The organism is Microbispora bryophytorum (assembly GCF_043197435.1).
GTDB lineage: Bacteria > Actinomycetota > Actinomycetes > Streptosporangiales > Streptosporangiaceae > Microbispora > Microbispora bryophytorum.
The window spans coordinates 491,127-516,268 of the sequence record NZ_JBICTF010000003.1 but is presented as its reverse complement, the minus strand read 5'-3'; the positions used below and the strand labels follow the sequence as shown (position 1 = coordinate 516,268).

The 25,142-nt window shown below is 70.8% G+C and carries 24 protein-coding genes, 1 pseudogene and 1 riboswitch; of the genes and pseudogenes, 12 read left to right on the top strand and 13 right to left on the bottom strand.

Annotation, left to right across the window (positions count from 1 at the left end; translation table 11 throughout):
• The 5 genes from ACGFIB_RS11700 to ACGFIB_RS11680 form a co-directional block, all read right to left on the bottom strand.
• Window positions 1-681 (bottom strand): phosphoribosyltransferase, encoded by a 681-nt coding sequence (locus ACGFIB_RS11700; protein WP_357159537.1) that lies wholly within the window; start codon window positions 679-681, stop codon window positions 1-3.
• 39 nt (window positions 682-720) lie between these two features.
• Window positions 721-1,875 (bottom strand): ribosome small subunit-dependent GTPase A, encoded by a 1,155-nt coding sequence (gene rsgA, locus ACGFIB_RS11695; RefSeq protein ID WP_229689663.1) that lies wholly within the window; start codon window positions 1,873-1,875, stop codon window positions 721-723.
• A 523-nt stretch (window positions 1,876-2,398) separates the two neighbouring features.
• Window positions 2,399-3,676: a serine hydroxymethyltransferase gene (glyA, locus tag ACGFIB_RS11690; RefSeq protein ID WP_457852310.1), complete on the bottom strand. Its 1,278-nt coding sequence runs from the start codon at window positions 3,674-3,676 to the stop codon at window positions 2,399-2,401.
• A 9-nt stretch (window positions 3,677-3,685) separates the two neighbouring features.
• Window positions 3,686-3,781: riboswitch (ZMP/ZTP riboswitch) on the bottom strand.
• Window positions 3,782-4,009: 228 nt separating this feature from the next.
• A complete protein-coding gene (locus tag ACGFIB_RS11685; protein WP_393370823.1) occupies window positions 4,010-5,581 on the bottom strand; it encodes a serine/threonine-protein kinase in 1,572 nt (523 codons plus the stop codon).
• A gap of 32 nt (window positions 5,582-5,613) precedes the next feature.
• On the bottom strand, window positions 5,614-6,582 hold the full coding sequence (locus tag ACGFIB_RS11680) for a YihY/virulence factor BrkB family protein (RefSeq protein WP_223853256.1): 969 nt from the start codon (window positions 6,580-6,582) through the stop codon (window positions 5,614-5,616).
• Window positions 6,583-6,802: 220 nt separating this feature from the next.
• Between ACGFIB_RS11680 and ACGFIB_RS11675 the strand changes: the two genes are divergently transcribed.
• From ACGFIB_RS11675 to ACGFIB_RS11640, 8 genes are all read left to right on the top strand, one after another.
• A complete protein-coding gene (locus tag ACGFIB_RS11675; RefSeq protein WP_263407616.1) occupies window positions 6,803-6,937 on the top strand; it encodes a hypothetical protein in 135 nt (44 codons plus the stop codon).
• A 311-nt stretch (window positions 6,938-7,248) separates the two neighbouring features.
• Window positions 7,249-8,931 carry a nitrite/sulfite reductase gene (locus tag ACGFIB_RS11670; RefSeq protein WP_393370820.1) on the top strand — a complete coding sequence of 561 codons (1,683 nt, stop codon included), beginning with the start codon at window positions 7,249-7,251 and terminating at the stop codon, window positions 8,929-8,931.
• Window positions 8,928-9,080: a DpnI domain-containing protein gene (locus ACGFIB_RS11665; RefSeq protein ID WP_357242655.1), complete on the top strand. Its 153-nt coding sequence runs from the start codon at window positions 8,928-8,930 to the stop codon at window positions 9,078-9,080. The genes ACGFIB_RS11670 and ACGFIB_RS11665 overlap by 4 nt, the downstream gene beginning before the upstream one ends.
• A gap of 60 nt (window positions 9,081-9,140) precedes the next feature.
• Window positions 9,141-9,869 (top strand): phosphoadenylyl-sulfate reductase, encoded by a 729-nt coding sequence (locus ACGFIB_RS11660; protein ID WP_357242652.1) that lies wholly within the window; start codon window positions 9,141-9,143, stop codon window positions 9,867-9,869.
• The gene (locus ACGFIB_RS11655; protein WP_357242649.1) at window positions 9,866-10,612 is read left to right on the top strand and encodes a sirohydrochlorin chelatase; all 747 of its coding nucleotides are present in this window, start codon (window positions 9,866-9,868) and stop codon (window positions 10,610-10,612) included. Before ACGFIB_RS11660 ends, ACGFIB_RS11655 begins: the two co-directional genes overlap by 4 nt.
• A 411-nt stretch (window positions 10,613-11,023) precedes the next feature.
• Complete coding sequence (locus ACGFIB_RS11650; RefSeq protein WP_357256846.1) at window positions 11,024-11,521, top strand: SRPBCC family protein; 498 nt, start codon at window positions 11,024-11,026, stop codon at window positions 11,519-11,521.
• 177 nt (window positions 11,522-11,698) lie between these two features.
• Window positions 11,699-11,872 (top strand): hypothetical protein, encoded by a 174-nt coding sequence (locus ACGFIB_RS11645; RefSeq protein WP_393370814.1) that lies wholly within the window; start codon window positions 11,699-11,701, stop codon window positions 11,870-11,872.
• A 3-nt stretch (window positions 11,873-11,875) separates the two neighbouring features.
• Window positions 11,876-12,028 (top strand): mycothiol transferase, encoded by a 153-nt coding sequence (locus ACGFIB_RS11640; protein WP_393370811.1) that lies wholly within the window; start codon window positions 11,876-11,878, stop codon window positions 12,026-12,028.
• A 48-nt stretch (window positions 12,029-12,076) separates the two neighbouring features.
• On the opposite strand, the pseudogene ACGFIB_RS11635 reads toward ACGFIB_RS11640, so the two are convergent.
• The 6 genes and pseudogenes from ACGFIB_RS11635 to ACGFIB_RS11610 all read right to left on the bottom strand — a co-directional run.
• Window positions 12,077-12,324: pseudogene (locus ACGFIB_RS11635) on the bottom strand (IS630 family transposase); the annotation flags it as partial.
• A 21-nt stretch (window positions 12,325-12,345) separates the two neighbouring features.
• The gene (locus ACGFIB_RS11630) at window positions 12,346-12,783 is read right to left on the bottom strand and encodes a transposase (RefSeq protein ID WP_393370808.1); all 438 of its coding nucleotides are present in this window, start codon (window positions 12,781-12,783) and stop codon (window positions 12,346-12,348) included.
• A 1,510-nt stretch (window positions 12,784-14,293) separates the two neighbouring features.
• The gene (locus tag ACGFIB_RS11625; protein ID WP_393370805.1) at window positions 14,294-14,563 is read right to left on the bottom strand and encodes a helix-turn-helix domain-containing protein; all 270 of its coding nucleotides are present in this window, start codon (window positions 14,561-14,563) and stop codon (window positions 14,294-14,296) included.
• 45 nt (window positions 14,564-14,608) lie between these two features.
• A complete protein-coding gene (locus ACGFIB_RS11620; protein WP_357242643.1) occupies window positions 14,609-15,406 on the bottom strand; it encodes a hypothetical protein in 798 nt (265 codons plus the stop codon).
• 1 nt (window position 15,407) lies between these two features.
• Window positions 15,408-15,905 (bottom strand): SigE family RNA polymerase sigma factor, encoded by a 498-nt coding sequence (locus tag ACGFIB_RS11615; protein ID WP_357242640.1) that lies wholly within the window; start codon window positions 15,903-15,905, stop codon window positions 15,408-15,410.
• Window positions 15,906-16,083: 178 nt separating this feature from the next.
• Window positions 16,084-16,770 carry a DUF1707 SHOCT-like domain-containing protein gene (locus tag ACGFIB_RS11610; protein ID WP_357242637.1) on the bottom strand — a complete coding sequence of 229 codons (687 nt, stop codon included), beginning with the start codon at window positions 16,768-16,770 and terminating at the stop codon, window positions 16,084-16,086.
• A 175-nt stretch (window positions 16,771-16,945) separates the two neighbouring features.
• Between ACGFIB_RS11610 and ACGFIB_RS11605 the strand changes: the two genes are divergently transcribed.
• The 4 genes from ACGFIB_RS11605 to glgX all read left to right on the top strand — a co-directional run bounded on the left by ACGFIB_RS11605 (window position 16,946) and on the right by glgX (window position 23,187).
• The gene (locus ACGFIB_RS11605; RefSeq protein ID WP_393370800.1) at window positions 16,946-18,649 is read left to right on the top strand and encodes an ankyrin repeat domain-containing protein; all 1,704 of its coding nucleotides are present in this window, start codon (window positions 16,946-16,948) and stop codon (window positions 18,647-18,649) included.
• Between the two features lie 139 nt (window positions 18,650-18,788).
• Window positions 18,789-20,435, top strand: a complete 1,647-nt coding sequence (locus ACGFIB_RS11600) for an isovaleryl-CoA dehydrogenase (RefSeq protein ID WP_393370797.1) — start codon at window positions 18,789-18,791, stop codon at window positions 20,433-20,435.
• Between the two features lie 88 nt (window positions 20,436-20,523).
• Window positions 20,524-20,952, top strand: coding sequence for an OsmC family protein (locus tag ACGFIB_RS11595; RefSeq protein ID WP_142571701.1), 429 nt, complete (start codon window positions 20,524-20,526; stop codon window positions 20,950-20,952).
• Window positions 20,953-21,066: 114 nt separating this feature from the next.
• Window positions 21,067-23,187, top strand: coding sequence for a glycogen debranching protein GlgX (gene glgX / locus ACGFIB_RS11590; protein WP_393370793.1), 2,121 nt, complete (start codon window positions 21,067-21,069; stop codon window positions 23,185-23,187).
• A 12-nt stretch (window positions 23,188-23,199) separates the two neighbouring features.
• Here the strand turns inward: glgX and ACGFIB_RS11585 are convergent, their stop codons facing one another.
• Both ACGFIB_RS11585 and ACGFIB_RS11580 read right to left on the bottom strand, forming a co-directional pair.
• On the bottom strand, window positions 23,200-24,309 hold the full coding sequence (locus ACGFIB_RS11585; RefSeq protein WP_435822678.1) for an ATP-dependent DNA ligase: 1,110 nt from the start codon (window positions 24,307-24,309) through the stop codon (window positions 23,200-23,202).
• Window positions 24,293-25,030 carry a pyrimidine reductase family protein gene (locus ACGFIB_RS11580; RefSeq protein WP_357256854.1) on the bottom strand — a complete coding sequence of 246 codons (738 nt, stop codon included), beginning with the start codon at window positions 25,028-25,030 and terminating at the stop codon, window positions 24,293-24,295. Before ACGFIB_RS11580 ends, ACGFIB_RS11585 begins: the two co-directional genes overlap by 17 nt.
• Window positions 25,031-25,142: the final 112 nt, after the last annotated feature.

Sequence of the window (25,142 nt, the reverse complement as noted above, 5' to 3'; positions counted from 1 at the left end):
TCAGGTTTCATCCGTCCCTCCGCACCCCGCCGCGGCCAGCAGCCCCAGCACGTCGTCATCGGTGAGCTGGTCGAACCGCCGGTACCACTGGCCCACCGCGCGGAAGTTCTCCGGGGTGGCCGGCACGACGATCTCGTCCGCCTCTCCCCGCATCGCCTCCACCGTCTCCGGAGCGGCGACCGGCACCGCCAGCGTCACCCGGCCCCACCCCGCCTGGATCGTCCGTACGGCCCGCAGCGCGGCGCGCGCCGTGCCTCCGGTCGCCAGGCCGTCGTCCACCACGATCACGTCACGGCCGCGCAGCTCCGGCAGCGGCCGCTCTCCCCGGTAGACCCGCACCCGCCTGGCCAGCTCGCGCCGCTCCCGCCCGGCCACCTCCGCCACGTCCTGCGGTTCCAGGCCGAGCCGGTCGAGCGTCTCGGAGTCGAACACGGGCCGCCCGCCCTCCGCGATCGCGCCGACCCCGAGCTCAGGCCGGGCCGGATGCCCGATCTTCCGGGTCACCAGCACGTCGAGCGGGGCGCGCAGCCGCTCCGCGATCGGCGCGGCCACCGCCACGCCGCCGCGCGGCAGGGCGAGCACCACCGGATCCTGCGGATCCATGTCGCGCAGGACCTCGGCGAGCAGCGCACCCGCCGCTGCCCGGCCGGCGTACGGCAGCCGCACCCGGATCGTCTTCACGCCCCGGTCATACCCACCCGGAACGGAACGCACCCGGGCCTACGGGCGGCCCATGCCCCGCATCTGCTTGTGGATGGTCTTCCACTTGCGGGTCTCCTCGGCGCGCAGCCGGGCGTCGGTGCGGCGGGCCATCCAGGCGGCCTCCCGCTGGAGCCTGTTCCAGCTCTCCAGCCGCCGCTCGGGCAGCTCGCCCGACTCGACCGCCGCCAGCACCGCGCAGCCCGGTTCCTCCCGGTGCCGGCAGTCGGAGAACCGGCAGTCCTCGGCCAGCTCCTCGATGTCGGAGAAGACCAGATCGACGCCCTGGCTCATCTCGTACAGACCGACCCGGCGGATGCCGGGGGTGTCGATGACGAGCCCGCCGCCGGGCAGCACGATGAGCTGCCGGTGGACGGTGGTGTGCCTGCCCCGCCCGTCGGCGGCCCTGATCTGCTGAGTCTCCATGACCTCCGCGCCGGCGAGGGCATTGACGAGCGTGGACTTGCCCGCGCCCGACGCACCGAGGACCACCGCGGTCCCCGAGGGGCCGAGGTGGGCGCGCACCAGATCCACGCCGTCGCCGGTGAGCGAGCAGACCGGGTGGACGTCGACGCCCGGCGCCGCCGCCGCGACGTCGGCGAGGAGATCGTCCAGACCCTGCTCGAAGAGGTCGGCCTTGGTGACGAGCACGACCGGCCGGGCGCCGCTCTCCCAGGCGAGCGCCACGAGGCGCTCGATCCTGCCGAGGTCGGCGCTGTGCTTGCCCGGGGGGACGACCCCCCCTGGCCCTTCGGGCGGCGTGGCGTGCATGGACGGCTCGGCCACGAAGACCACGTCGACGTTGGCGGCCAGGACCTGGCCCTGGCCGTCGCCCGACAGCCCTCCGCGCGAGTCGCGGCTCACGCCGCCCCGGACGAAGGCCGTACGGCGGGGCAGCACCTCGGCCAGTTCGTAGCGGCCCCCCTGGGATGAGGACAGGTCGAGCCGGGCGAGCGCGACCCAGTCGCCCACGCACGGGAGCGCGAGCGGATCGGCCGCCGCGGCCCTGCGTACGCGGGCGCCGAACCGCGCCTGATGGTTTCCGTCGGCGGCGATGACCTCGGCGGCGCCCCGGTCTACCCGCGCCACACGCGCGGGAACGGCGCCGCCGGGCAGGTCGGGCAGCTGCTCCGCGAGCCCGTCGTGCCAGCCGAGAAGAGAAAGTTCGTTGAACACTGCTGGAAACACCCTTCGGAAACCGGGCGTCCCAGCGAGAAGAGACTAGGCGGACACCCGGGAGTTGACGGACGGCATGGTCGTCAGAAAGACCCGCATAGTCCTCACCTCCCTGGTCCTGGCCGCTCGGTGGCGGCGACGGGGGAACAGTAACAGCCCCGCACTCACCCCCCGCAACCCATTTATCCCCCCACCCATGCCGTGATCTTGTAGTTTGTCGCAGAGCGAAGAGAAAGCACAGGTAGACGACATAGCAGCGCAGTCGTGATCTTGCAGAGATTCACCGAATCAGTCGCCGACCTGGCCTTCAAGCGCTCGTGATCTTGCAGTCGGCGGAGACTGCAAGATCACGTTGCGACTATCGGCAGGCCAGGTGGGCAGCCGCGACATCTCGCGCAAGATCAAACACACGGATGGCGCAGGTCACTGGCTGTCGATGCGACAAACCGCAAGATCACGAAGGTGCGGTGCGAGGTCCGCCCGCACCCTTGCGACAAACCGCAAGATCACGGTGGTTGGAGGGTCAGGACAGGCCGGGCGCGGGGAACCGGCTGGTCAGCTCGGTGACCTCGCCGTGCACCCGTGCGATCACGTCCTCCGCGTCGCCCTTGGCCACGGCGGTGACGACCTCGTCCATCCACGCCGCGATCTGCCGCATCTCGGCCTCGCCCATCCCGCGCGAGGTGACCGAGGGCGTGCCGATGCGGATGCCGGACGGGTCGAACGGCTTGCGCGGGTCGAAGGGCACGGTGTTGTAGTTCGTCTCCAGGCCCGCCCGGTCGAGGGCCTGCGCAGCCGGCTTGCCCCCGACGCCCTTGGACGTGAGGTCCATCAGGATCAGGTGGTTGTCGGTGCCGCCGGAGACCAGGTCGAACCCGCGGGCGAGCAGCTCGTCGGCGAGCGCCTGCGCGTTCTTCACGATCTGCGCGGCGTACGTCTTGAACTCCGGCTGGGCGGCCTCGTGCAGGGCGACCGCGATGGCGGCGGTTGTGTGGTTGTGCGGGCCGCCCTGCAGGCCGGGGAACACGGCCTTGTCGAGCGCCTTGGCGACCTCGTCGGTGTTCGCCATGAGCATCGCGCCCCGCGGGCCGCGCAGGGTCTTGTGGGTGGTCGTGGAGATCACGTCCGCGTGCCCGACCGGCGAGGGGTGGGCGCCGCCGGCGACGAGGCCCGCGATGTGGGCGATGTCGGCCGCGAGCACCGCGCCGACCTCCTTGGCGATCTCGGCGAAGGCCGGGAAGTCGATCGTGCGCGGGATCGCGGTGCCGCCGCAGAAGATCAGCTTGGGCCGGTGCTCCAGCGCCAGCGCGCGCACCTCGTCCATGTCGATGCGGCCGGTGTCGCGGCGCACGCCGTAACGGACCGAGTTGAACCACTTGCCGGTGGCGGACACCGACCAGCCGTGGGTCAGGTGACCGCCGAACGGCAGGCCCATGCCGAGCACGGTGTCGCCCGGGTTCAGGAACGCCAGGTAGACGGCGAGGTTGGCGGGCGAGCCCGAGTAGGGCTGGACGTTGGCGTGACTCACCCCGAAGACCGACCTGGCCCGCTCGATCGCCAGCGTCTCGATCTTGTCGATGACCTGCTGGCCCTCGTAGTAGCGCTTGCCCGGGTAGCCCTCGGAGTATTTGTTGGTGAGAACGGTCCCGGTCGCCTCCAGGACGGCCCTGGACACGTAGTTCTCGGACGCGATCAGCTTGACGGTGTCGGCCTGCCGCCGCTCCTCCGCCCTGATCAGTTCGGCGATCTCGGGATCGACGACGTTCAGCGAGTTCTCAGCCATGGCGCCTTCCTTCTCCACGTCGACGGCGGCGGCGACCCAGGCGCACGGCCTCCGCAGATTCGCTCCCCGGTGGTGCCCCACCTGCGCCCATCGGGCGTTCCAGCGCCAGTCACGATGCCTCAACCCTAGCGGAGCGCGCCTCGTCCGAGAGCCGGGTGCGGCCCGGAACGAGGCTCCGGAGTGAGGGTCGGAGTGAGCCTCGGAATGCGGTCCGGAACAGGGCTTGGGATGAGGCTCGGGGTTGGGTTCAGAGCTCGCGTTCAGGGCCTGGACTCAGGGATCGGGCCGCGGACAGGACAGGGATCGGGCTCAGGGCGCCGAGATCGGCACGTCCCGGAAGACGCCGTCCGGTCAGGCGTCATCGAGGGGAAGGTCCGCGAAGAGCCCGAACCCGGGAACGTCGAAGCCGATCTCGTCCAGCCCCTCCGGCACACCCGTGTACGTGGCGTAGAGCGGAAGCACGTCGCCCGGGTTGAGGAGCTGGCCCGGGAGCGCGCTGCACAGGCAGCCGCCGTCCTTGCTCGCGGGCACGAACTTGGAGCCGCTGGGCGGATCCACGAGGGCGGCGCCCGACATCTGGTCGCCGAACGCATTCCTCGGCCACCATCGGTTCCCGTCCTTGAGCGTGACCGTCAGTTGCACGCTCACGGAGGTCCCCCTCCGCCGCACCGAGTCGACGGTCACGTGGAGCAAGGAGCCGTTGAACGTGACGTCCCGCGCCGCCAGCGGCCCCTTCGGGGTCGTCCCGCCGCCGAAGGGGCGCAGCGTCAGGAGCAGGATCGCGGCGGCCACCGCGAGCGCCCCTCCGGCCACCGCGACCGGCACCCAGCGGCGGCCGCGCCGCCCGCCCATGCCACCCGCCCCCGAGCCGCCCGCCCCCGCGTCGCTCCGTTCTGTGCCGCCGCGTCCCCTGCCGCCGCCGTGTTCTGTGCCGCCCTGTTCTGTGCCGCTGCGTTCTGTGCCGCGCTGGTTTGTGCCACGCAGTCCCGCCCTGTCCGGCCCGTCCGCGCCGTACGGCTCCGCGCCCGCGCCCGCCTGGCGCGCCGTCTCGCCGGGGGCGGCCCAGATGTCGGTGACGATCCTCGTGGCGGCCTCGACCGCGACCTCCTCCCGGCCGAGCAGCCGGTCGAGGAGCCGCTGGGCGCTCGGCCGCCGGGCCGGGTCCTTGTCCAGCGCCTGCTCGACCAGGGGCCGCAGGCGCTCGTCCATCCCCGTCAGGTGCGGCACGTGGTGCGCGACCCGGTAGAGGACCTCCGGCGCCGCGCCGCCGCCGAACGGCGGCCTGCCGGTGGCGGCGTACGCGACCACGCACCCCCAGGCGAAGACGTCGGCCGCCGAGGTCACCGGCTCCCCGCGCGCCTGCTCGGGCGGCATGTAACTGGGCGTCCCGATCACGGTGCCGGTCCGCTCGGCCAGCGTGTCGGCGAGATGGGCCACACCGAAGTCGATCACCCGGGGGCCGAGGGGCGACAGCAGGATGTTGGACGGCTTGAGGTCGCGGTGCACGATCCCCGCCTCGTGGATGGCGGCGAGGGCCGTCGCGACGCCGACCGCGAGCGCGTCGAGGTTCGAGCCGGGCAACGGGCCCTGCGCGTCGATCACCGCCGACAGGTCGGGACCGTCCACGTATTCGGTGACGAGATAGTGCCGGTCGCCGTCCTGCCCGGCGTCGAGGAGCGGCGCGGTGCAGAACCTGGCGACCCGCTTGGCGGCCTCCGCCTCCTTGCGGAACCGGGCCCGGAACTCCTCCTGGGCGGCCAGCTCCGGCCGCATGACCTTGAGCGCCACCTGGCGGCCCCCCGGGTCGCGGGCGAGATAGACGATGCCCATGCCGCCCTCCCCTAGGCGGCGTACGGGAACGTAGGGGCCGATCGTGCGCCGGTGGGTTGCGGTGGAGTCGCCGGCGGAAGGCTGTGCGTCCATCGACGCCATCCTTCCATCGCCACCGGGACAGATCAGCCTTTATCGGACTTGCGGTGATGGTGCTCGTGCCTGGTGGCGCCACCCAGCGGCCACAGGCGGTCCACCTCCGCGTTCAGCGTCGCCCCGATGAGCACGGCGAGCGCGGTGATGTAGAGCCACAGCAGCACGGCGATCGGCGCCGCCAGCGAGCCGTAGATCGACAGCGGGGTGAACCAGGCCGCGAGCACCTCGCGCAGGAACGCGGCGCACCCGATCCAGATCACCAGCGCCAGCAGGGCCCCCGGGGTCTCGCGCCACCAGCGCGTCCGGTGCGGCACGCTCACGTGGTAGAGCAGCGTGAGCATCAGCACCGAGCCGATCACGAGCACGGGCCAGTAGAGGACGGTCACGAGCGCGGCGTACCTGGGCAGGGCGTTGGACATCAGCGTGGGGCCGATGACCAGGATCGGCATGACGACCAGCCCCATCAGCAGCGCGGCGAGGTACAGGCCGAACGACAGGACCCGGGTGCGGATGATCCCCCGGGTCTCCCCCAGGCCGTACGCGATGGATATCAGGTCCACGTAGACGAACAGGGCCCGCGAGCCCGACCACAGCGACAGCAGGAAGCCGACGGAGATCAGCGAGACCTGGCCGCCGCTCAGCACGTCGGCGAGCAGCGGTTTGACGACCCGCTGGACGGTGTTGTCGGTGAACAGCAGCTCGGACTGGTCCACGACCCAGCGCTTGATCTCGGCGATGGCGGCCGGGCCGAGCAGCCCGCTCAGGTGGCCCATGACGCCGAGCAGTCCGAGGACGAACGGCGGCAGGGACAGCAGCGCGAAGAACGCCGCCTCGCCCGCGAGGCCGGTCACCCGGTAGTTGACGCCCGCCATCGTGGTCGCCTTCGCCAGGGCCCAGAGGTTCGTGTCGCGCAACCAGGTGAGACGCGCCCTGGCGAGCGCCATGCCCTGGCGCGTGAGGCGCCGCGGCCTGCGCGACGGCGCGTCCGTGGAGGTCATGGCACCCAACCGGTCATGAGAACTGGGCTCTACCCGCTGCCGCGGCGGTTAGTACGTGACCTGCGGGCGGGATTGTCGCCGCCAAGAATAGGGGCCCCCGCCCCCTGCCCGCGAGAACCGCGTTCCCACGTCGCCATCAGGGCGCTCACGTCCCGGGTCCATGCCCGTGCGGCGCCCCTGCGGCCGGCCCGGTTCGCAGCACGGCGTTCACAATGGAGACATGATCTGCCGAGCGTGTGGAGAGCACCGGCACGAGGAGTGCCGCGGCGGATCCTGGTGCGACTGCCAGCATCAGGAGCCGTCCGAGAAGGAACACGAGGCCGAGCCGCCGGAGAACTGGGTCCGCAAGGGCTGACCCGCGTTACATTGCCGTCACAATCCCGCATCCTGGACACGAACTTGGACATCCAGGATCTCAGAGGTATCGTTTGGGACATGCCAGCGGACCCGTTGCTCGTCGTGCGACGCCACGTCGATCTCCTGCGTGTCCGTAGCGCGATCTGTATCGACGCCGGCTGACCGTCGCCCTCCGCTGATCCATCCGGGCGCTTGGCCAGGTGTCGTTTTTGTATGCCCTCACGCTCGACGGCGAGGTGAGAGGCCACCTGCGCCGGCGTCCCGCCGAAACCCGATCTCAGACCGAGCCTCGGAGAAGGACGTGTGCCCATGAGCACCCCGGCCCGCCCGGCGAACCGCCACCACAAGCGCCCGCGCGGCGAAGGTCAGTGGGCTCTCGGTTACCGTGAGCCGCTGAACAAGAACGAGGAGAACAAGAAGGCCGATGACGGGCTGAACGTCCGCCAGCGGATCATCGACATCTACTCGAAGGGCGGGTTCGACTCCATCGACCCCGCCGACCTGCGGGGACGCTTCCGCTGGTTCGGCCTCTACACCCAGCGCAAGCCCGGAATCGACGGCGGCAAGACGGCGATCCTGGAGCCGGAGGAGCTGGACGACCGCTACTTCATGCTGCGCGTCCGCATCGACGGCGGGCAGCTCAGCCTGGAGCAGCTCCGCGTGATCGCCGACATCTCCAACGAGTACGCCCGGGGCACCGCCGACATCACCGACCGGCAGAACATCCAGCTCCACTGGATCGGCATCGAGTCGGTGCCGGACATCTGGCGGCGGCTGGAGGCGGTCGGCCTGTCCACCACCGAGGCGTGCGGCGACACCCCCCGCGTCATCCTCGGGTGCCCGCTGGCCGGGATCGACGCCGGCGAGGTGATCGACGGCACGCCGCAGATCCAGGACATCTACGACCGGTACATCGGCGACAAGGCGTTCTCCAACCTGCCGCGCAAGTTCAAGACGGCGATCAGCGGCTGCACGGCCTACTGCACCGTCCACGAGATCAACGACGTGGCGTTCGTCGGCGTGGTCAACGAGCAGGGCGAGCACGGCTTCGACGTCTGGGTGGGCGGCGGCCTGTCGACCAACCCGATGTTCGCCAAGCGGCTCGGCGCGTTCGTCCGGCCCGAGCAGGTCCACGAGGTGTGGGCCGGGGTCGCCGGCATCTTCCGCGACTACGGCTACCGCCGCCTGCGCCACCGGGCGCGGATCAAGTTCCTGGTCAACGACTGGGGCACGGAGAAGTTCCGTCAGGTCCTGGAGACCGAGTACCTGAAGTACGCCCTGGAGGACGGCCCGGCTCCGGAGGCGCCCCGCGGCGGGCGGCGCGACCACGTCGGGGTCCACCCCCAGCGGGACGGCAACTTCTACGTCGGCTTCGCCCCGCGCGTGGGCCGGGTGGACGGCGACACGCTGCACCGCATCGCCGACATCGCCGAGCGGCACGGGTCCACCCGGGTCCGTACGACCGTCGAGCAGAAGATGGTCATCCTCGACGTCGCCCCCGACAACGTGGAGTCGATCGTGGCGGAGCTGGAGGCGGCCGACCTCCAGGTGAACCCGTCCACGTTCCGCAGGCAGACGATGGCCTGCACCGGAATCGAGTTCTGCAAGCTCGCGATCGTCGAGACCAAGGCCACCGCCTCGGCCCTGATCGACGAGCTGGAGCGGCGCCTGCCCGACTTCGCCGAGCCGCTGACGATCAACGTCAACGGCTGCCCGAACTCCTGCGCGCGCATCCAGACGGCCGACATCGGCCTCAAGGGCCAGCTCGTGGTCAACGACAGGGGCGAGCAGGTCGAGGGCTTCCAGGTGCACCTGGGCGGCTCCGTGGGCCTCAACCCGAGCTTCGGCCGCAAGGTGCGGGGGCTCAAGGCCACCGCCGAGGAACTGCCCGACTACGTCGAGCGGGTCGTACTGAACTTCCAGAAGCAGAAGAACGAGGGCGAGACCTTCGCCGAATGGGTCCAGCGCGCCGACGAGGCCGACCTCAAGTGACCGAGCGCGCCGCACCCTTCTACTGCCCATATTGCGGCGAGGAGGACCTGGAGCCCTACGTGACCGAGGAGGAGAGCTACGGATGGTATTGCCGGTCCTGCGCCCGCGCCTTCCGGGTGAAATTCCTCGGCCTCGGCGTGCGTTCGTAACCCCCAAAGGCTTTCAGCCCATCATCCGATGAATCAATGAACGACGTGTGAGGAGTAACGATGTCGGTGGCGGAGATAGAGGCAGGACTGGAGCGGCAGCGGGTGACGCTGGACCTCCAGGGCATCGTGGAGTCCGCGGCGCGCTTCCTTGAGGACGCGCCCGCCCGGGAGATCATCCGTTGGGCCGCGGCCACCTTCGGCGACCGCCTCTGTCTCACGTCGTCGATGAGCGACGCCCTGCTGATCGATCTGGTCAGCAGGGTCAAGCCCGGCGTCGACGTGCTGTTCATCGACACCGGCTACCACTTCGCCGAGACCATCGGCACCCGGGACGCGGTCGAGGCGGTATACCAGGTCAACGTGATCAACGTGCAGCCGTCCAGGACCGTCGAGGAACAGGACCGCGACCTGGGGCCGCGCCTGTACGGGCGCAACCCCGACCTGTGCTGCTACCTGCGCAAGGTCGAGCCGCTCAACCGGGCGCTGGAGCCCTACCTCGCCTGGGTGTCGGGCATCCGCCGCGACGAGTCGCCCACCAGGGCGAACACCAAGGTCGTGGAGTGGGACGCCAAGCGGCAGATGGTGAAGGTCAACCCGATCGCCCGGTGGACCCAGGAGGACGTCGACAACTACATCGCCGACAACGGCGTCCTGATCAACCCGCTGCACTACGACGACTACCCCTCGATCGGCTGCGCCCCCTGCACCCGCCGGGTGGCGCCGGGCGAGGACCCGCGCAGCGGCCGCTGGGCCGGCCTCGGCAAGATCGAGTGCGGCATCCACCTGTGACGACCGTCCCGCACACAGGCGCGCCGCTGATCGCGGTCGCGCACGGGTCCCGCGACCCGCGCGCCACCGCGACCGTGGAGGCGCTGCTCGACGGCGTACGGCGGGCGCGGCCCGGCCTGGACGTCCGCGCCGCCTATCTCGACCACGCCCCGCCGTCGCTGCCGCAGGCGCTGTCGGGGCTGGACGAGGCCGTCGTGCTCCCCCTGCTGCTCACCGCCGCCTATCACAGCCGGGTGGACATCCCGGCGGCGCTGCGGGAGGCGACCGGCCGCACGCCGCGGCTGCGGGCCGTCTGCGGCCCCACGCTCGGCCCGCACCCGCTGCTCGTCCGGGCCCTCGAACGCCGCCTCTCCGAGGCCGGTGTGGAGATCGGCGATCCGGACACCGCCGTGGTGCTCGTCTCGGCCGGCTCCAGCGACCGCCGGGCGAACGCGACGATCGCCGCCGTCGCCCGTGAGTGGGCACGCACCCGGCCATGGTGGTCGGTCACCCCCGCCTACGCCTCGGCCGCCGCGCCCACCCCCCGGGACGAGGTCGTGCGGCTGACGCGCGCGGGCGCCCCGAAGGTCGTGGTGGCGCCCTACCTGCTGGCCCCTGGCCACTTCGCCGACATGGTGGAGCGCGACGCCCTGGAGGCCGGGGCGCACGCCGTGGCAGGCGTCCTCGGCTCCGCCCCCGAACTGGTCGCGCTCCTGCTCGAACGCCACGCCCAGGCCGTACGCGCCGCCTCCGAGGCCGCCTGACCGCGCGGCCGGGGCCAGGTGAAAAGGTCGTAGGCGGAGGCGACGGTGGCGGCCCTGCGGACCCAGGTGCCGAGCTGGCTCAGGTCCTCACACCGGCGGATCCGTTCACGCGCTTCGTCGGAGATCTCCAGACCACGGGCGTCGAGCACCGTGAGAATCGAGCCGATCTCGCCTTCCGCACGGCCCTCCTCACGACCTTCCGCACGACCCTTGTCAACCCAGTGGGAGAAGTACTTCTCGCCGAGACGTACTCATCTAGTGCTGTGACCGCATAGGTTCGCCGGGTAGCCGGGTCAGGCCTGATCGCCAACCGACGGCATTTGGAACGTCCTCGGCGAGGCGTTGTCGTACCCCCGGTGTAGCGTCCGGGCCGGAGCCGGTTCATGCTCTGCGGTTAACGGAGGCACGCGGATGACGAGTACGACAGGCGAGCCCGTGGTGGTGGTGTCCCGGCGCATCGAGGCCCCGGCGGAGGAGATCTTCCGGATCCTGGCCGACCCCGGACGGCACCCGGACCTCGACGGCTCGGGGATGCTGCGCGGTGGCGTCTCCGACGCCGTGGTCTCGGGCGTCGGGGACGTCTTCGTGATGCGGATGCATTACGAGCGATACGGCGATTATGAGATGAACAACCACGTCGTCGAGTACGAGCCGGACCGTCGCCTCGGCTGGGAGCCGAGGCCCGGTCGCGGGCACCCGGACGCCACCGCGCCCGGGGCCGCGTGGGGCCACCGGTGGATCTTCGATCTGCTCCCGGACGGAGCCGGGGCGACGGTCGTGACCGAGACCTTCGACGGTTCGCGCATGCCGGAGGACAAACGCGCGGAAGTGGACAGCGGGCGCGCCTGGTGGCAGACGCAGATGGCGAGCACCCTGGAACGCCTCGCCGAACAGTGCGCCGCCCGGTGAACGCCGAACTCGACGCCCTCAAGGGAGCCCTGGACCGTCAGCGCGATCATGTCCTCGGGGTCCTGGAAGGGCTCTCGGAGGAGGATCTCTGCGGCGGCCGGTGCTGCCCAGCGGCTGGAGCTGCCTGGCATTGCTGCGCCACCTCACCCTGGATGTCGAACGCTCCTGGTTTCCCGGGTGATCGCGGGCGAACAGGATGTGGCCGGACAGCTCGCGGCAGGCGCGGAGGCGCACTGGTGCGTACCCGAGGGGATGACCATCGACGAGGTCTTCGCCGACTACCGGGCGGCCATCGCGCGTGCAGACGCCGTGCTCGCCGCCGCCGTGCCCGAACAGGAGCCCGCCGCCTGACCCGTGGAGATCTGGCCGACCTGGCAGCTGCCTGACGTGCGGCACATCCTGATCCACGTGCTCACCGAAGTCGCCTGCCACAGCGGCCACTTCGACGCGGTGCGCGAACTGATCGACGGCACCACTTGGCTCGGCGGCAACCCCTACGCCGGATAGCTCTGTGACCGGGTGAGGTGCGTCGGGTTCTTCAGGCCGCGGTGGCGAGGGGCGTCCGCCCCAGCGGATGCCTTTCTCGCTGCGAATGCGGGCGCGTTCTTTGCGTTCGGCGGCCAGGACATCGCGGTGGCGGGCATTGGCGTTGCGCCAGCGCAGGTAGGCGTGCAGGGCCCGGGTCTGCATGGTGTGATTTGGGTGGTTGAAGTTGGCGATGGCGAACTGCCGTAGCGGTCCGAAGTGCGCCTCGATGGGTTTGCCCACGAGGCGTAGGTCGGGGTGAGCTTGTTCCGCTTTGACGGACACCGTTGCTGTGGTGATCAGGCCGCGCGAGTTTCTTCGTAGGCGGCGGGGCTAACGTAGCCGAGGCTGCTGTGGAGGCGGCGGAGGTTGTACCAGCTTTCGATGAATTCGAAGATCGCGCTGCGGGCGGCGGCCCGGGTGGGCCAGCGGCGTTCGTCCAGGAGTTCGCCCTTGATCGTGGCGAAGAACGACTCGGCCAGCGCGTTGTCCCAGCACTGACCCCGGCGTCCGACCGACAACCGGACTCCGAGCCGCTCCGCCAGGCGGGTGTAGGCGGTGCTGGTGTATTGGCAGCCGCGGTCCGAGTGGAAGATCACCGGTGTGGTGGGGCGGCGGTTGCGCCACGCCTGCTGTAAAGCGATCTCGGCTTGTTCTCGTCGCTCGCGGATGAGGCCACCGATCGCACCTGCGTTAGGTAGAAGCGCGACGCTGAGTTTGCCCCACCTCAGCCGCAATTGAACGCCGCGTATTCAACAGCGCCGGTATCGATCGATCATCTGGGTAGGTCAAGTCCCATGTTGGACTCTCTGAGGACGATGTTCCTCGCCGGCACCGCCCCGTTCACCTACACGGCCTGCTAGGTGTGGTCATGATGCTGGCGCGTTCGGGACATGGCTAGAGCGGCGGTCAGGCGAGGACCTCGAGGAGTAGGGGGCGCGGCGCGGGCACCATTGGGCCGGGTGGTCAGACTACTAAGGGCTGAAGAAGAAGTCGGAGTACGGCATCCGGTTGAGCAGCCAGTGCCGAGAGCAACAATGGAGATTCATTAAGCCCTTTTCATCCTAAGTAACGGTCGCTTCGACGCCTTCGAGGACGAGGATGGCCTGCTCATAGCCGTGGCGCGGCGAGACGTATACCGCATCCGATCTCTGGGGCAAAGGATCAAGCAACTCGGCATCCCGGCCTACAAGAGGCAAGCCCCACCCGGCGGTGAGCATCCCAAGCCCGGCACCATCGCCCGCCGGGTGTGTTCGTCCTACCCTGTCCCCTTACCCGAACAGAACGACCTGATGGATCTATGTATGGATTGTGGTCTACTCGCCCCCGCTGGTGCCAGCCTCAGCCTCGGCGACGGGGGATGCCAGCGCCCCCTGACCAACCACCGTCCCGCAGTCGGAAAGGTACTGCGCCTTCCTTGGACTGAGATCTCTGGCACTCGGCATCCCCCGACCAGATTCAGGATCCGGCGCGGTGCTCTGGGTACCGGTAGCGCGGGCGATCTGAGTGTTGGCGAGGCTTGTAGTCGCCACAAAGCCAACCCACGAACCGGTGGGCCCGGTCTACGTAGGACTGAATTGTCTCGGGTGTCATGTTGGCGGCCTTTAGCTCGCCTTCGTATCGCTCAAGCTCCGCAAGCAGCTCTTCCATCGTCCATGCTTGTCCGCTCATTGCTGCCCTCAGATCCTTTCCTTGCGCCATCGGTGGTACGGCGACGTTATCAACGTTCCTCGGCCGACTCTTTCGTCAGAGCAGCACAAGCCGTGTACGCGCTGGTCAGGTCACTCCCGACGCCACGCCTAAGTCACCGTATACGGGACGGTTGAGTCCATACAAGTCGCCCCTGCCCAGCGACCGGAAGGTATTTTGGACTCTTTCGACCAACATGTGGACTCGAAGCGCTCCGCCTGCTCGTCTTGGCCACAGCGTCAACAGAGACTCGAGGTACCGGCTTGCCGGCGCGGCGTCCGGGTCTGGAACCCGCCTCTCGTGATCCTCGCCAGCGCGCTATGGCGGGCCAGGCTGAGAAGAGGCTGGGCCTGTGAGCGCCGATAGCAGGCCCTCCGAGTCTTGGGCGCATGGACCGCAGGCCAGAAAGTGCGCATGAAAGCCCGGAAACCGCTCGCTCGGGTCGTTGCCCGCAGCAAGCAGCTCCGCGTAGACGTCCAGCATCTCCATGGCTTCGTCGCAGCCGGCGTCGCGCGGATCGGTCTGGAGGAAGGCGTCTAGGTTCGGCGTCGGTCAGCGTCAACTCGGCCTTTGGCCGTCCCGTCCGGGGCCTGTCGAGCAGGGCGTTCCTTCCCCCTGGGCAAAGGCGGTCCGCCACCGGCGGACCGTCGCCACGCTCATACCGAGATCCCGTGCCACCTGCGCATTGCTGGCCCCGGACTCGGCACAGGCCAGTACGCTCTTCACTCGGCCCGCCAGTTCTGACGCCCCCGCCGTGAGGCCGTGCAGCCAGGCCCGCTCAGCATCGGTCAACTCGATCGGTACTGCGGAGGGGCCCGGATTCCCCATACACGTCAGGATAAGTATTATCCGACGAATTTCAGGCGTATGACACTAGCCCTGCGGGGATGGCGGCTTCTCGCTGGGCTGGTCGCAGGCCGAGGACAGGATCTCCTGCCCGTTGGGCTTGCGGATCACGATGTCCCGGTCGCAGTTGACGGGCGTCGGCGCCACGGCCAGCAGCCACGCCTCCCGGATCGTCACCCTGCCGCCGGTGCGATACTCGCCGGTCTCGCCGACGACCCGCTCGGCCTCCCGCTCGCCCAGCGCGGGAATCGGCGCGCCCGGGTCGCGGTCCGCCGCAACCCGCTGGACCGGCACCAGTGCGACGTCCACCTCGTTGTCTCCCCTCAGATCCCCGCCGGACTCGTCGATCCACGAGATCAAGTGGTCGACCTGGTCCCTCTGCACGCCGCAGACACCCTGCGTCTCCAAGCGGCCGTTCAGCCAGACGAACGCGTACGACGGCTCGCGGCAGTCGACCTGCACGTTCACCGACGTGCTGATGCCCGTGTAGGGGAACCGCAGGACGCGCCCGCCCGTCTCGATCTCCTTTTCGAGGAACACCCGCTGCCCCGCGAGGTACGACACCCCCGGAGTCAGTGAAGGGCCGGCCATCGCGGCGGCGGCGGGGTCCGAGCCGTCGGCCGGCGTGATCGTGACCGTCCGCGGCGCGGTCGCGACCATCACCGCGGCGGCCAGGCCCGCGGCCAGCACCGCCCCCGCGGCGCCGCGACGGCGCCGGATGCGCCGCACCCTCCGGTCGACGTCGGCCAGGGTGACACCCGCGCCCCTCGCCTCGGAGGCGTCCCGGGCGAGCAGGTCGCGCAGGTCGTTGTCGGTCATCGTCATGTCAGCCCTCCAGGCTCATCGCGGAGCGGGCGGCGGAGTCGACGCGCAGCCTGGCCAGGGCCCTGCTCGCCGTGCTCCGCACGGTGGCGACCGAGCAGCCGAGGATCTCCGCGATCTGGGCGTCGCCCAGGTCGGCGAAGTAACGCAGCACGATCACGGCGCGCTGTTTCGGCGGCAGGCAGGTGAGCGCCTGCCGTACGGCGTCGCGGGAGCCGAGCAGGTCGGCGGAATCGCCGACGGCCGGTTCCGGCAGCACTTCGGTCGGCTGCTCGCCCCGCCAGCGCCTGCGCCACCAGGAGGCGTGGGTGTTGGCGAGGATGCGGTAGACATACGGATCGGGGTTCTCGCCGACCCTGCGCCAGGCCAGCCACGCCTTGGCCAGCGCGGTCTGGAGCAGGTCCTCGGCGGTGGCCCAGTCACGGCAGAGCAGGTAGGCCGTCCGCAGCAGTCGGTCCGAGCGCTGCTGGACGTAGCGCTCGAAGTCAGCCCGGTCGCGCATGTGCGGCCCCCAGGTTCTCGGTGATCCCTTGGTGAACGGTCACCGATGACTACGCCCTGGGAGGGTCCCGCCGTTGCCTCGTACCGCCGTCCGGCCGACGGCGGATCAGCGCGGCCAGATCGATGCGACCCGGATCAGCGGGCCCAGATCAGTACGACCCGGATCAGCGCGGCCCGGATCAGTGCAGGCCGCGGTGGCGGCGGCGGTCGGGGATCTCATATCCCCCGTGGCCCGGGCGCCGGCGGCGCTCCTGCCACCACTCGCTCCAGACGAACCAGCCACGCTTGATCGGCTCGGCCCGGGAGTCGCCGATGATCTTCACGTCGCCCATCAGCACGTACGCCGTGACCCTGACGACGGGGGCGAACTGGCCGCGGGGTGCCTCGACCACCTGGACCTTCTTGTCCCCCATGATCGTGACGCCGGAGAGCTCGACGTCGACGCCGTCCGGCACGATGATCTTCACGTCGCCCATCACGCACGTGGCGACGATGTCCACCTCGCGTCCGCGCACCTCGGCCTGACGCAGGTCGAGGACCACGTCGCCCATCACGCAGACCGCGCCGATGCCGTCGTCGATGCGCCAGGTGCCGGTCCTCTTGGCGTCGCCCATCACCGCCACGATCCACTTGCGCGCCCTGCCCTGCGAGGCGGCCGGCGCAGCGGGCCCGGGAGCGGGAGCGCCGCCCGGCAGGTCGGCGGTGATTTGGGCGAGCTCACCGTGGGTCTGCGCCAGATAGGCGGCCTCGGTCCGCTCGGTCAGCTCCGCGAGGGTCAGCCGCCCCTCCGCGGACGCCTCGCGTAGCCGTTCCACCACGGACTCGCGTTCGGCGTCGGACGCCCGCACGCCACCCGGATCATTCACGCCCTTCACCGTATCCCGCCCGGCCCCGCTGTCCCTCCTCCCTGCGAACGATCCCGGAAATCGATCCCGGAGACTACCCGGGGACGACCCGGGGACGACCGGGGACGATTCGGGGACGATTCGGGGAGACGATCCCTGCGGCGAGGCCCGGAATGGGCTGTGTGAGCATGGAATCGTGACCCGCAGCAGGTTGCTGGAGGCGATAGCGGGAGGGGACGTCGCGCGGGTGGCGGCGATGCTGCACCCGGACACCGCCGTGAACCCCGCTCAAGGGACGACGCCGCTCTACCGGGCGGCCCTCGGCGGTCACCACGACATCGTCGGTCTGCTCCTGGAGTACGGCGCCGACCCGGACCAGCCGAGCGGGGGGCACGAAGAGGGCCTTCCGCTCTGCGCGGCGGCGTGCTGGGACCACGCCGAGACCGTGCAGGCACTGCTCGACGGCGGCGCCGACCCCGACGCGGCGGAGGAGGGCGGCTGGACGGCCCTGCTGTGGGCCGCCGCCAACGGCAACCTGGAGTCGGCCGACATCCTGCTCGACGCCGGGGCCGATCCCGGCCGGGCCGACGACGCCGGCGACACCCCGCTGACGCTGTCCGCGCTCTTCGGGGCGTACGGGATCGTGTGGTCCCTGCTGGAGCACGGCGCCGACCCGTCCGCGCCCGGCTGGGACGGCGCGACCCCGCTGGAGATCGCCGCGCGACTGGCGGCGGTGGATCTCGAAGCCGTGTTGCGCGATGAGGTCTGCGCGAGGGTGGGCGGCGAGCACACGGTGCTGGTGCTCCACGCCTCCGCACCGGACGGCACCCGGCGGGTGACGGTCGAGGCGCGCGGCGCCGGCGGCGGCTACTCGATCACGCGCCAGCACGGGCACGCCGCCGCCGCGACGGTCCTGGAGGCCGCTCTCGGCCTGCGACCGCCCGCGGACGTGCTGCTCAGGCGCGCACTGCCCTACCGCGACCTGGACGAGGACGACGAGACGTGGTGGGCGGCCGTCCACGCGCTCCAGGCCCGCCACGATGAGGAGACCTTCCTGGCGCTGGCCCGGCTGTGCGAGAGCGACGACCCGGTGGAGCGGGAGTTCGGCGTCGACGTGCTCGCGGAGTTCGGCCCGGAGACGGGGCTCGGCCCGGAGGCAGGGCTCGGCCCGGAGACGGGGCTCGGCCCAGAGGCAGGGCTCGGCCCAGAGACGGGGCTCGGCCCGGAGACGGGGCTCGGCCCGGAGGCAGGGCTCGGCCCAGAGACGGGGCTCGTCCCGGAGACGGGGTTCGGCCAGGAGGCAGGGCTCGGTAGGAAGACAGAGCTCGGCGAGGAGGCGGGGCTCGGCCGGGGCGCCGTGTCCCTGGGCGCGGGGCACGCCCCCTACCGTGACCGCGTCCTGGAGATCCTGCGCGACCTGGCCCGGCACGAGACCGAGCCCTCGGTCGTCGAGGCGCTGCTCCATGCGTTCGGCCAGCAGGCCGACGAGCGGACGCTCCCCGAGGTGCTGAAGATCGTCAACAGCCCGGGACGGGAGCCCACGGTCCACGACCCCGTCGCGCTCGCCGCGGTCCTGCCGCCGGACGACGAGGACGGGCTGACCACGCTGATCCGGCTGAGCCGGTGCGCCGACGACGAGGTGCGCGACTGGGCCACGATGGGCATCGCGGGGCTGCCCGCGGACACGGCCTCCATCAGGGACGCCCTGGTCACCCGGCTGACCGACCGCGATCTGACGACGGTGGCCGAGGCCGCGCGGGGCCTGGCCGGGCGCGGGGACCGGCGCGCGATCGAGGGCGTCCACCGGGTGCTGTGCGAGGCGGGCGCGGGCCAGGACTACGCCCGCGACCTCGCCCTGGAGGCTGCCCACGAACTCGGCCTGGAGATCTCCGGCGCCTGACCGCCTGCCGCCCGGTGTTCGTCCCGCACCGCACCGTCTGCCGCCCGGTGTTCGTCCCGCACCGGACCGTCTGCCGCCCGGTGTTTGTCCCGGCCCTTCGAGATGTTGAGATGGAGTCCCGGCATGTTGGACGTCCGGCATGGACGAGTCCCGGCATCGACCACAGGAGGCCCCAGTGACCCACGACGTGACCAATCAGGTGCCCCCGCTGACCGGCCACGACGTCTCGGCCGACCCGGTTCTGCTGGAAGGGCTCGCCAGGGAGGGCGCGGACTGGGCGACCGGGGAGCTGCGCCAGCTCGGCCTGCTGGCCGGCTCCGCGAAGGCGCAGGAGTGGGGACGGCTGGCCAACGAGCATCCGCCCGTGCTGCGCACCCACGACCGGTACGGCAACAGGATCGACGAGGTCGAGTTCCACCCGGCCTGGCACGAGCTCATGACGGTCGCCGTCGAGAGCGGCGCGCACGCCGCGCCCTGGACCTCGGCCCGGCCGGGTGCGCACGTCGCCAGGGCCGCCAAGTTCTTCACCTGGTCGCAGGTCGAGGCCGGGCACGGCTGCCCGATCTCCATGACGTACGCCGCCGTGGCCGCGCTGCGGCACTCGCCGTCGCTGCGGGCGGAGTGGGAGCCGCTGCTGGCCTCCCGCACGTACGACTTCGGGCTGCGCCCGCCGCAGGACAAGCGCGGCGTGCTGGCCGGGATGGCCATGACCGAGAAGCAGGGCGGCTCCGACGTGCGGGCCAACACCACCAGGGCCGAGCCGCTGGGCGACGGGAGTTTCGCGCTGACCGGCCACAAGTGGTTCAACTCCGCCCCGATGTGCGACGTTTTCCTGGTGCTCGCCCAGGCTCCGGGCGGGCTGTCGTGCTTTCTGCTCCCCCGCGTGCTGCCCGACGGCACCCGCAACGCGATGCGCCTGATGCGGCTGAAGGACAAGCTCGGCAACCGGTCGAACGCCTCGGCCGAGGTCGAGTACGAGGGCGCCGTCGCCTACCTCGTCGGCGAGGAGGGCCGGGGCGTACGGACGATCATCGAGATGGTGAACATGACCAGGCTCGACTGCGTGATCGGCTCCGCCGCCGGCATGCGCTACGGCCTGACGCAGGCGCTCCACCACACCCGCCACCGCAGCGCGTTCGGCCGGACGCTGGCCGAGCAGCCGCTGATGCGCGCGGTGCTCGCCGACCTGGCGCTGGAGTCGGAGGCGGCGACCACGCTCATGACGCGCCTGGCCGGGGCGACCGACCGTGCCATCAGGGGCGACGCCGCCGAGGGCCTGTTCCGCCGGGCCGCCCTCGCCGCGGGCAAATACTGGGTGTGCAAGCGGGCGCCGGTCCACGCGGCCGAGGCGCTGGAGTGCCTCGGCGGCAACGGGTACGTCGAGGAGTCGCAGATGCCCCGGCTGTTCCGGGAGTCGCCGCTGAACGGCATCTGGGAGGGCTCGGGAAACGTGGCCGCCCTCGATCTGATGCGTGTGATGGCCAGGGAGTCCGAGGCGGTCGAGGCGTTCTTCGCCGAGGTGGCGCTGGCCCAGGACAGGAGGGTCGCCGACGCGGCCGAGCGGGTGCTGAAGAGGCTCGCCTCGGCGGGAGAGTCCGACGCGCGCCGGGTGGCCGAGGAGATGACGCTGGTCCTGCAGGCGTCCCTGCTCGTACGACACGCCCCCGCCGCGGTGGCCGACGCGTTCTGCGCCTCGCGCCTGTCCGGCGACTGGGGACGGGCCTTCGGCACGCTGCCCTCCGGCCTCGCCCTAGAGGCGATCCTCGACCGCGCGGCGCCGGCGTGACCCGACCGGCCATGCCGGTGGACCCGGCGCAGCGGCGGCGGCGTTAAGGTCACTGTGGATAGGCTCCGCTTACTGAAGGGATATCGCCATGGCGACCACTCGTACCGCGACGACGCAGTGGAAGGGCGCGCTGCTCGACGGTTCGGGCACCGTTTCGCTCGACACCTCCGGAGTCGGCACCTTCGACGTCTCCTGGCCCTCCCGCGCGGAGGCGGCCAACGGCAAGACGAGCCCGGAGGAGCTGATCGCCGCCGCCCACTCCTCGTGCTTCTCGATGGCGCTGTCCGCCGGCCTGGCCAAGGCGGGCACGCCGCCGCAGTCGCTGGAGACCCGCGCGGACGTGACCTTCCAGCCGGGTGAGGGCATCACCGGCATCGTGATCTCCGTCCGGGGACAGGTGCCCGGCATCTCGGCCGAGGACTTCCAGCAGGCCGCCGAGACGGCCAAGGCGAACTGCCCGGTGAGCAAGGCGCTCGCCGGCACGACGATCACCCTGAACGCCGAATTCGTCGGCTGAGCACCAGCGGGAGCCCCTGCCGGACCCGATCCGGTAGGGGCTCCCGCGTTCCCGTGCGAGAGCAGGGGTCGTCGCGGGTGCACGATTCGCCCCAGCAGTGGAGAATGAGGTTACATGCGCGAGGTTTGGCCTGGAGAGCCCTACCCGCTCGGCGCCACCTGGGATGGTGTGGGCACCAACTTCTCGGTGTTCTCGGAGGCGGCCGAGCGGGTCGAGCTGTGCCTGTACGACGACGACGGCGGAGAGACCCGCGTCGACCTGCCCGAGGTCGACGGGTTCGTCTGGCACGGATACGTGCCGGGGATTCTGCCCGGCCAGCGGTACGGCTTCCGCGTGCACGGGCCCTACCGGCCCGACCACGGGCACCGGTGCAACCCGGCCAAGCTGCTGCTCGACCCCTACGCCAAGGCGATCGAGGGCTCGGTGCGGTGGAACGAGTCGCTGTTCTCCTACCACTTCGCCGATCCCGCACGGCTCAACACCGAGGACTCCGCGCCGTACATGCCGAAGAACGTGGTGGTGAACCCGTTCTTCGAGTGGGGCAACGACCGGCCGCCCCGCACGCCCTATCACGAGACGGTGATCTACGAGGCGCACGTGCGCGGCCTGACCATGCGCCATCCCGCCGTCCCCGAGGAGCAGCGGGGCACCTACGCGGGGCTCTCGCACCCCGCCGTGCTCGACCACCTCCAGTCGATCGGCGTGACGGCGGTCGAGCTCATGCCCGTCCACCAGTTCGTGCCGGAGCACTTCCTGGTCGCCCGGGGCCTGACCAACTACTGGGGCTACAACACGATCGCCTACATGGCGCCGCACAACACCTACGCCAGCTCGGGGCAGCGCGGCGAACAGGTCCAGGAGTTCAAGGCGATGGTGCGCGCCCTGCACGAGGCGAGCATCGAGGTGATCCTCGACGTCGTCTACAACCACACCGCCGAGGGCGACCACATGGGCCCCACGCTGGGCTTCCGGGGCATCGACAACGTCGATTACTACCGCCTGCGCGAGGAGGACCGCCGCTATTACCTCGACTACACCGGGTGCGGCAACTCCCTGAACGTCCGCTCGCCCCACGCGCTTCAGCTGATCATGGACTCGCTGCGCTACTGGGTGCTCGACATGCACGTGGACGGCTTCCGCTTCGACCTCGCCGCCGCGCTCGCCCGCGAGCTGCACGACGTCGACCGGCTCAGCGCGTTCTTCGACCTCATCCAGCAGGACCCGGTGATCTCGCAGGTCAAGCTGATCGCCGAGCCGTGGGACGTCGGCCCCGGCGGCTACCAGGTCGGGAACTTCCCGCCGTTGTGGACCGAATGGAACGGCAAGTACCGCGACTCGGTGCGGGACTTCTGGCGCGGGGCCTCACAGACGCTGCCCGAGTTCGCCTCGCGCCTGGCCGGGTCGAGCGACCTGTACGCCAGCAGCGGCCGCCGCCCGGTCGCCTCGATCAACTTCGTGACCGCGCACGACGGATTCACCCTCACCGATCTCGTGTCATACGACCACAAGCACAACGAGGCCAACGGCGAGGGCAACCGCGACGGCACGGACGACAACCGCTCCTGGAACTGCGGCGCCGAGGGCCCTGTGGAGGACCCCGGCATCGTACGGCTGCGCCGCCGGCAGCGGCGCAACCTCCTCACCACGCTGTTCGTGTCCCAGGGCGTGCCGATGCTGCTGGCGGGCGACGAGTTCGGCCGCACCCAGCGCGGCAACAACAACGCCTACTGCCAGGACAACGACACCTCCTGGATCGACTGGTCGCTGGTCCGGCAGGAGGGCGACCTGCTCGACTTCGTCCGCCGCCTGGCCGCGTTACGGCGGGCGCATCCCGTCTTCCGGCGGCGCCGGTTCTTCCAGGGCCACTCGGTCGGGGACGGCAGCAGGGACGTCATCTGGCTCACGCCGTCCGGCACGGAGATGACCGACGGCGACTGGCACACCGGCTACGCGAAGTCGCTGGCGGTGTACGTCAACGGCGAGGCGATCAGTGAGCCCGGACCGCGCGGCGAGCGGATCAGCGACGAGACGTTCCTGCTGCTGATCAACGCGCACCACGAGAACCTGACGTTCGCCCTCCCCGGCCCGGAGCTGGGGGCCGCCTGGCGTCCCGTCCTCGACACCGCAGACGAGGACGTCCGCGACGACCCGTACGCCGAGGAGACGCTGCCCGCCGGGGCCAAGGTCTGCCTCACCGACCGGTCCATGCGGGTCCTGATCTCCGCCGGCGGCTGAGCCGCCGGGCGGTCAGCGGGCGAGGATCTTGTCGAGGTCGTAGCTCACCGGACGTTCGAGCTGTTCGTAGGTGCAGGACGCCGGGGTGCGGTCCGGGCGCCAGCGGCGGAACTGGGCGGTGTGACGGAAGCGGTCGCCCTCCATGTGGTCGTAGGCCACTTCGATCACCCGCTCCGGCCGCAGCGGGATGAACGACAGATCCTTCTTGGCGTTCCACCGCGACACGGCGCCGGGCAGGCGCTGTCCCTCGGCGCCGCCCCCCGCGACCTCGGCCCAGTGTCCCCACGGATGCTCGCTCAGGTCCTCCACCCGGTAGGGCGCGAGCTCCTCGACGAGCTCCTCGCGCCGCTTCATCGGGAACGACGCGGCGACGCCCACATGGTGCAGGCGGCCGTCCGGCGAGTAGAGCCCGAGCAGCAGAGAGCCGACGATCGGACCCGACTTGTGCTCGCGGTAGCCCGCCACCACACAGTCGGCCGTCCGCTCGTGCTTGACCTTGAACATCACCCGTTTGTCCGGCGTGTACGGCTGGTCGCCCGGCTTGACCACGATGCCGTCGAGACCCGCGCCCTCGAACGCGTCGAACCACTCGGCGGCCCGGCTCTCGTCCCGGGTCACCGGCGTGAGCCGCACGGACCGGCCCGCGCCCGCCAGCACCTCCTCCAGCCGCGCCCTCCGCTCCGAGAACGGCGCCTCCATGAGGTCCTCCGTCCCGGTGGCGAGCAGGTCGAAGGCGACGAAGGACGCGGGCGTGTTCTCGGCCAGCATCCGCACCCGGGACTGCGCGGGATGGATGCGCTGCTGCAACGCGTCGAAGTCGAGCGACTGTCCCCTGATCAGCACGATCTCGCCGTCCACGACACACCTGGGCGGCAGCTCCCGTCTGACGGCCTCGACCAGCTCGGGGAAGTAGCGCGTGAAGGGCCGCTCGTTCCTGCTGCCCAGGAAGACCTCGTCGCCGTCGCGGAAGACGATGCAGCGGAAGCCGTCCCACTTCGGCTCGTAGTAGAGCGTGCCGTCCTGCTTCGGCAGCCCCTTGACGGCCTTGGCGAGCATCGGCGCGACCGGCGGCACGACCGGCAGATCCAGGTCGGGGATCTGCGGCTCAACCGGAAGCTTCATCCTGCGCCTCCCTGATGTATCGGCAGAAGAGGAAACCGTCCTCTTCGAGCACCTGGGCGAGGGTCACCGGCGTGTGCGACGCGACGCCGTCCAGTATGCGCGCCGCGTCGCCACCGGCCAGCAGCGGGCTCACGGTCAGCGCCAGCTCGTCGACCAGGCCCGCGGCGGCGAGCTGCGCGTTCACCCGGGGACCGCCCTCGCACAGGACGCGGCCGAGCCCCCGGTCGCGCAGCTCGCCCACGGCAGTCGCGAGATCGACCAGTTCGTCGCCCGCGATGATCAGATCGGCCCTCGCGGCCGCCTCCTCGCGGCGGTCCTTCGGCGCCGACTCCGTCGTGATCACGATCGTCCGGGCGTACGGCTCCGCCTCGGTGAACAGCTCGCTGTCGAGGTCGAGGTCGAGGCGGCGGGTGACGACGGCGACGGGCGGCGCCGGGGGCCTGCCCTCCCGCAGGGCCCGCCACGACTCACGCGGGCGGGCCGGTCGGTATCCCTCGGTGCGGACGGTGGCGGCCCCGGCCAGCACCACGTCGGCCAGGCCGCGCAGCAGTCCGAAGATCCGCTTGTCGGCCCGGCCGGACAGGCCCTCCGAATGGCCCTCGACCCAGGCCGCGCCGTCGGCGCTGGCCACCATGTTGAGGCGCAACCAGTGGTCGCGCGGGTAGGCGTAGGCGGCGGGGATGTCCGGCTCGTCCTCGGCATAGGGGTGGATGCGGCGCACGCTTCCTACAGTGGCACACGAGAGAACCCGACGCAGTGAGCGGAGTGAGCGGTGAGGAACGAGCCGCTCGCAAAGCGAACGAGGAGCCGGTGAACGAGTCAGGGAACACGAG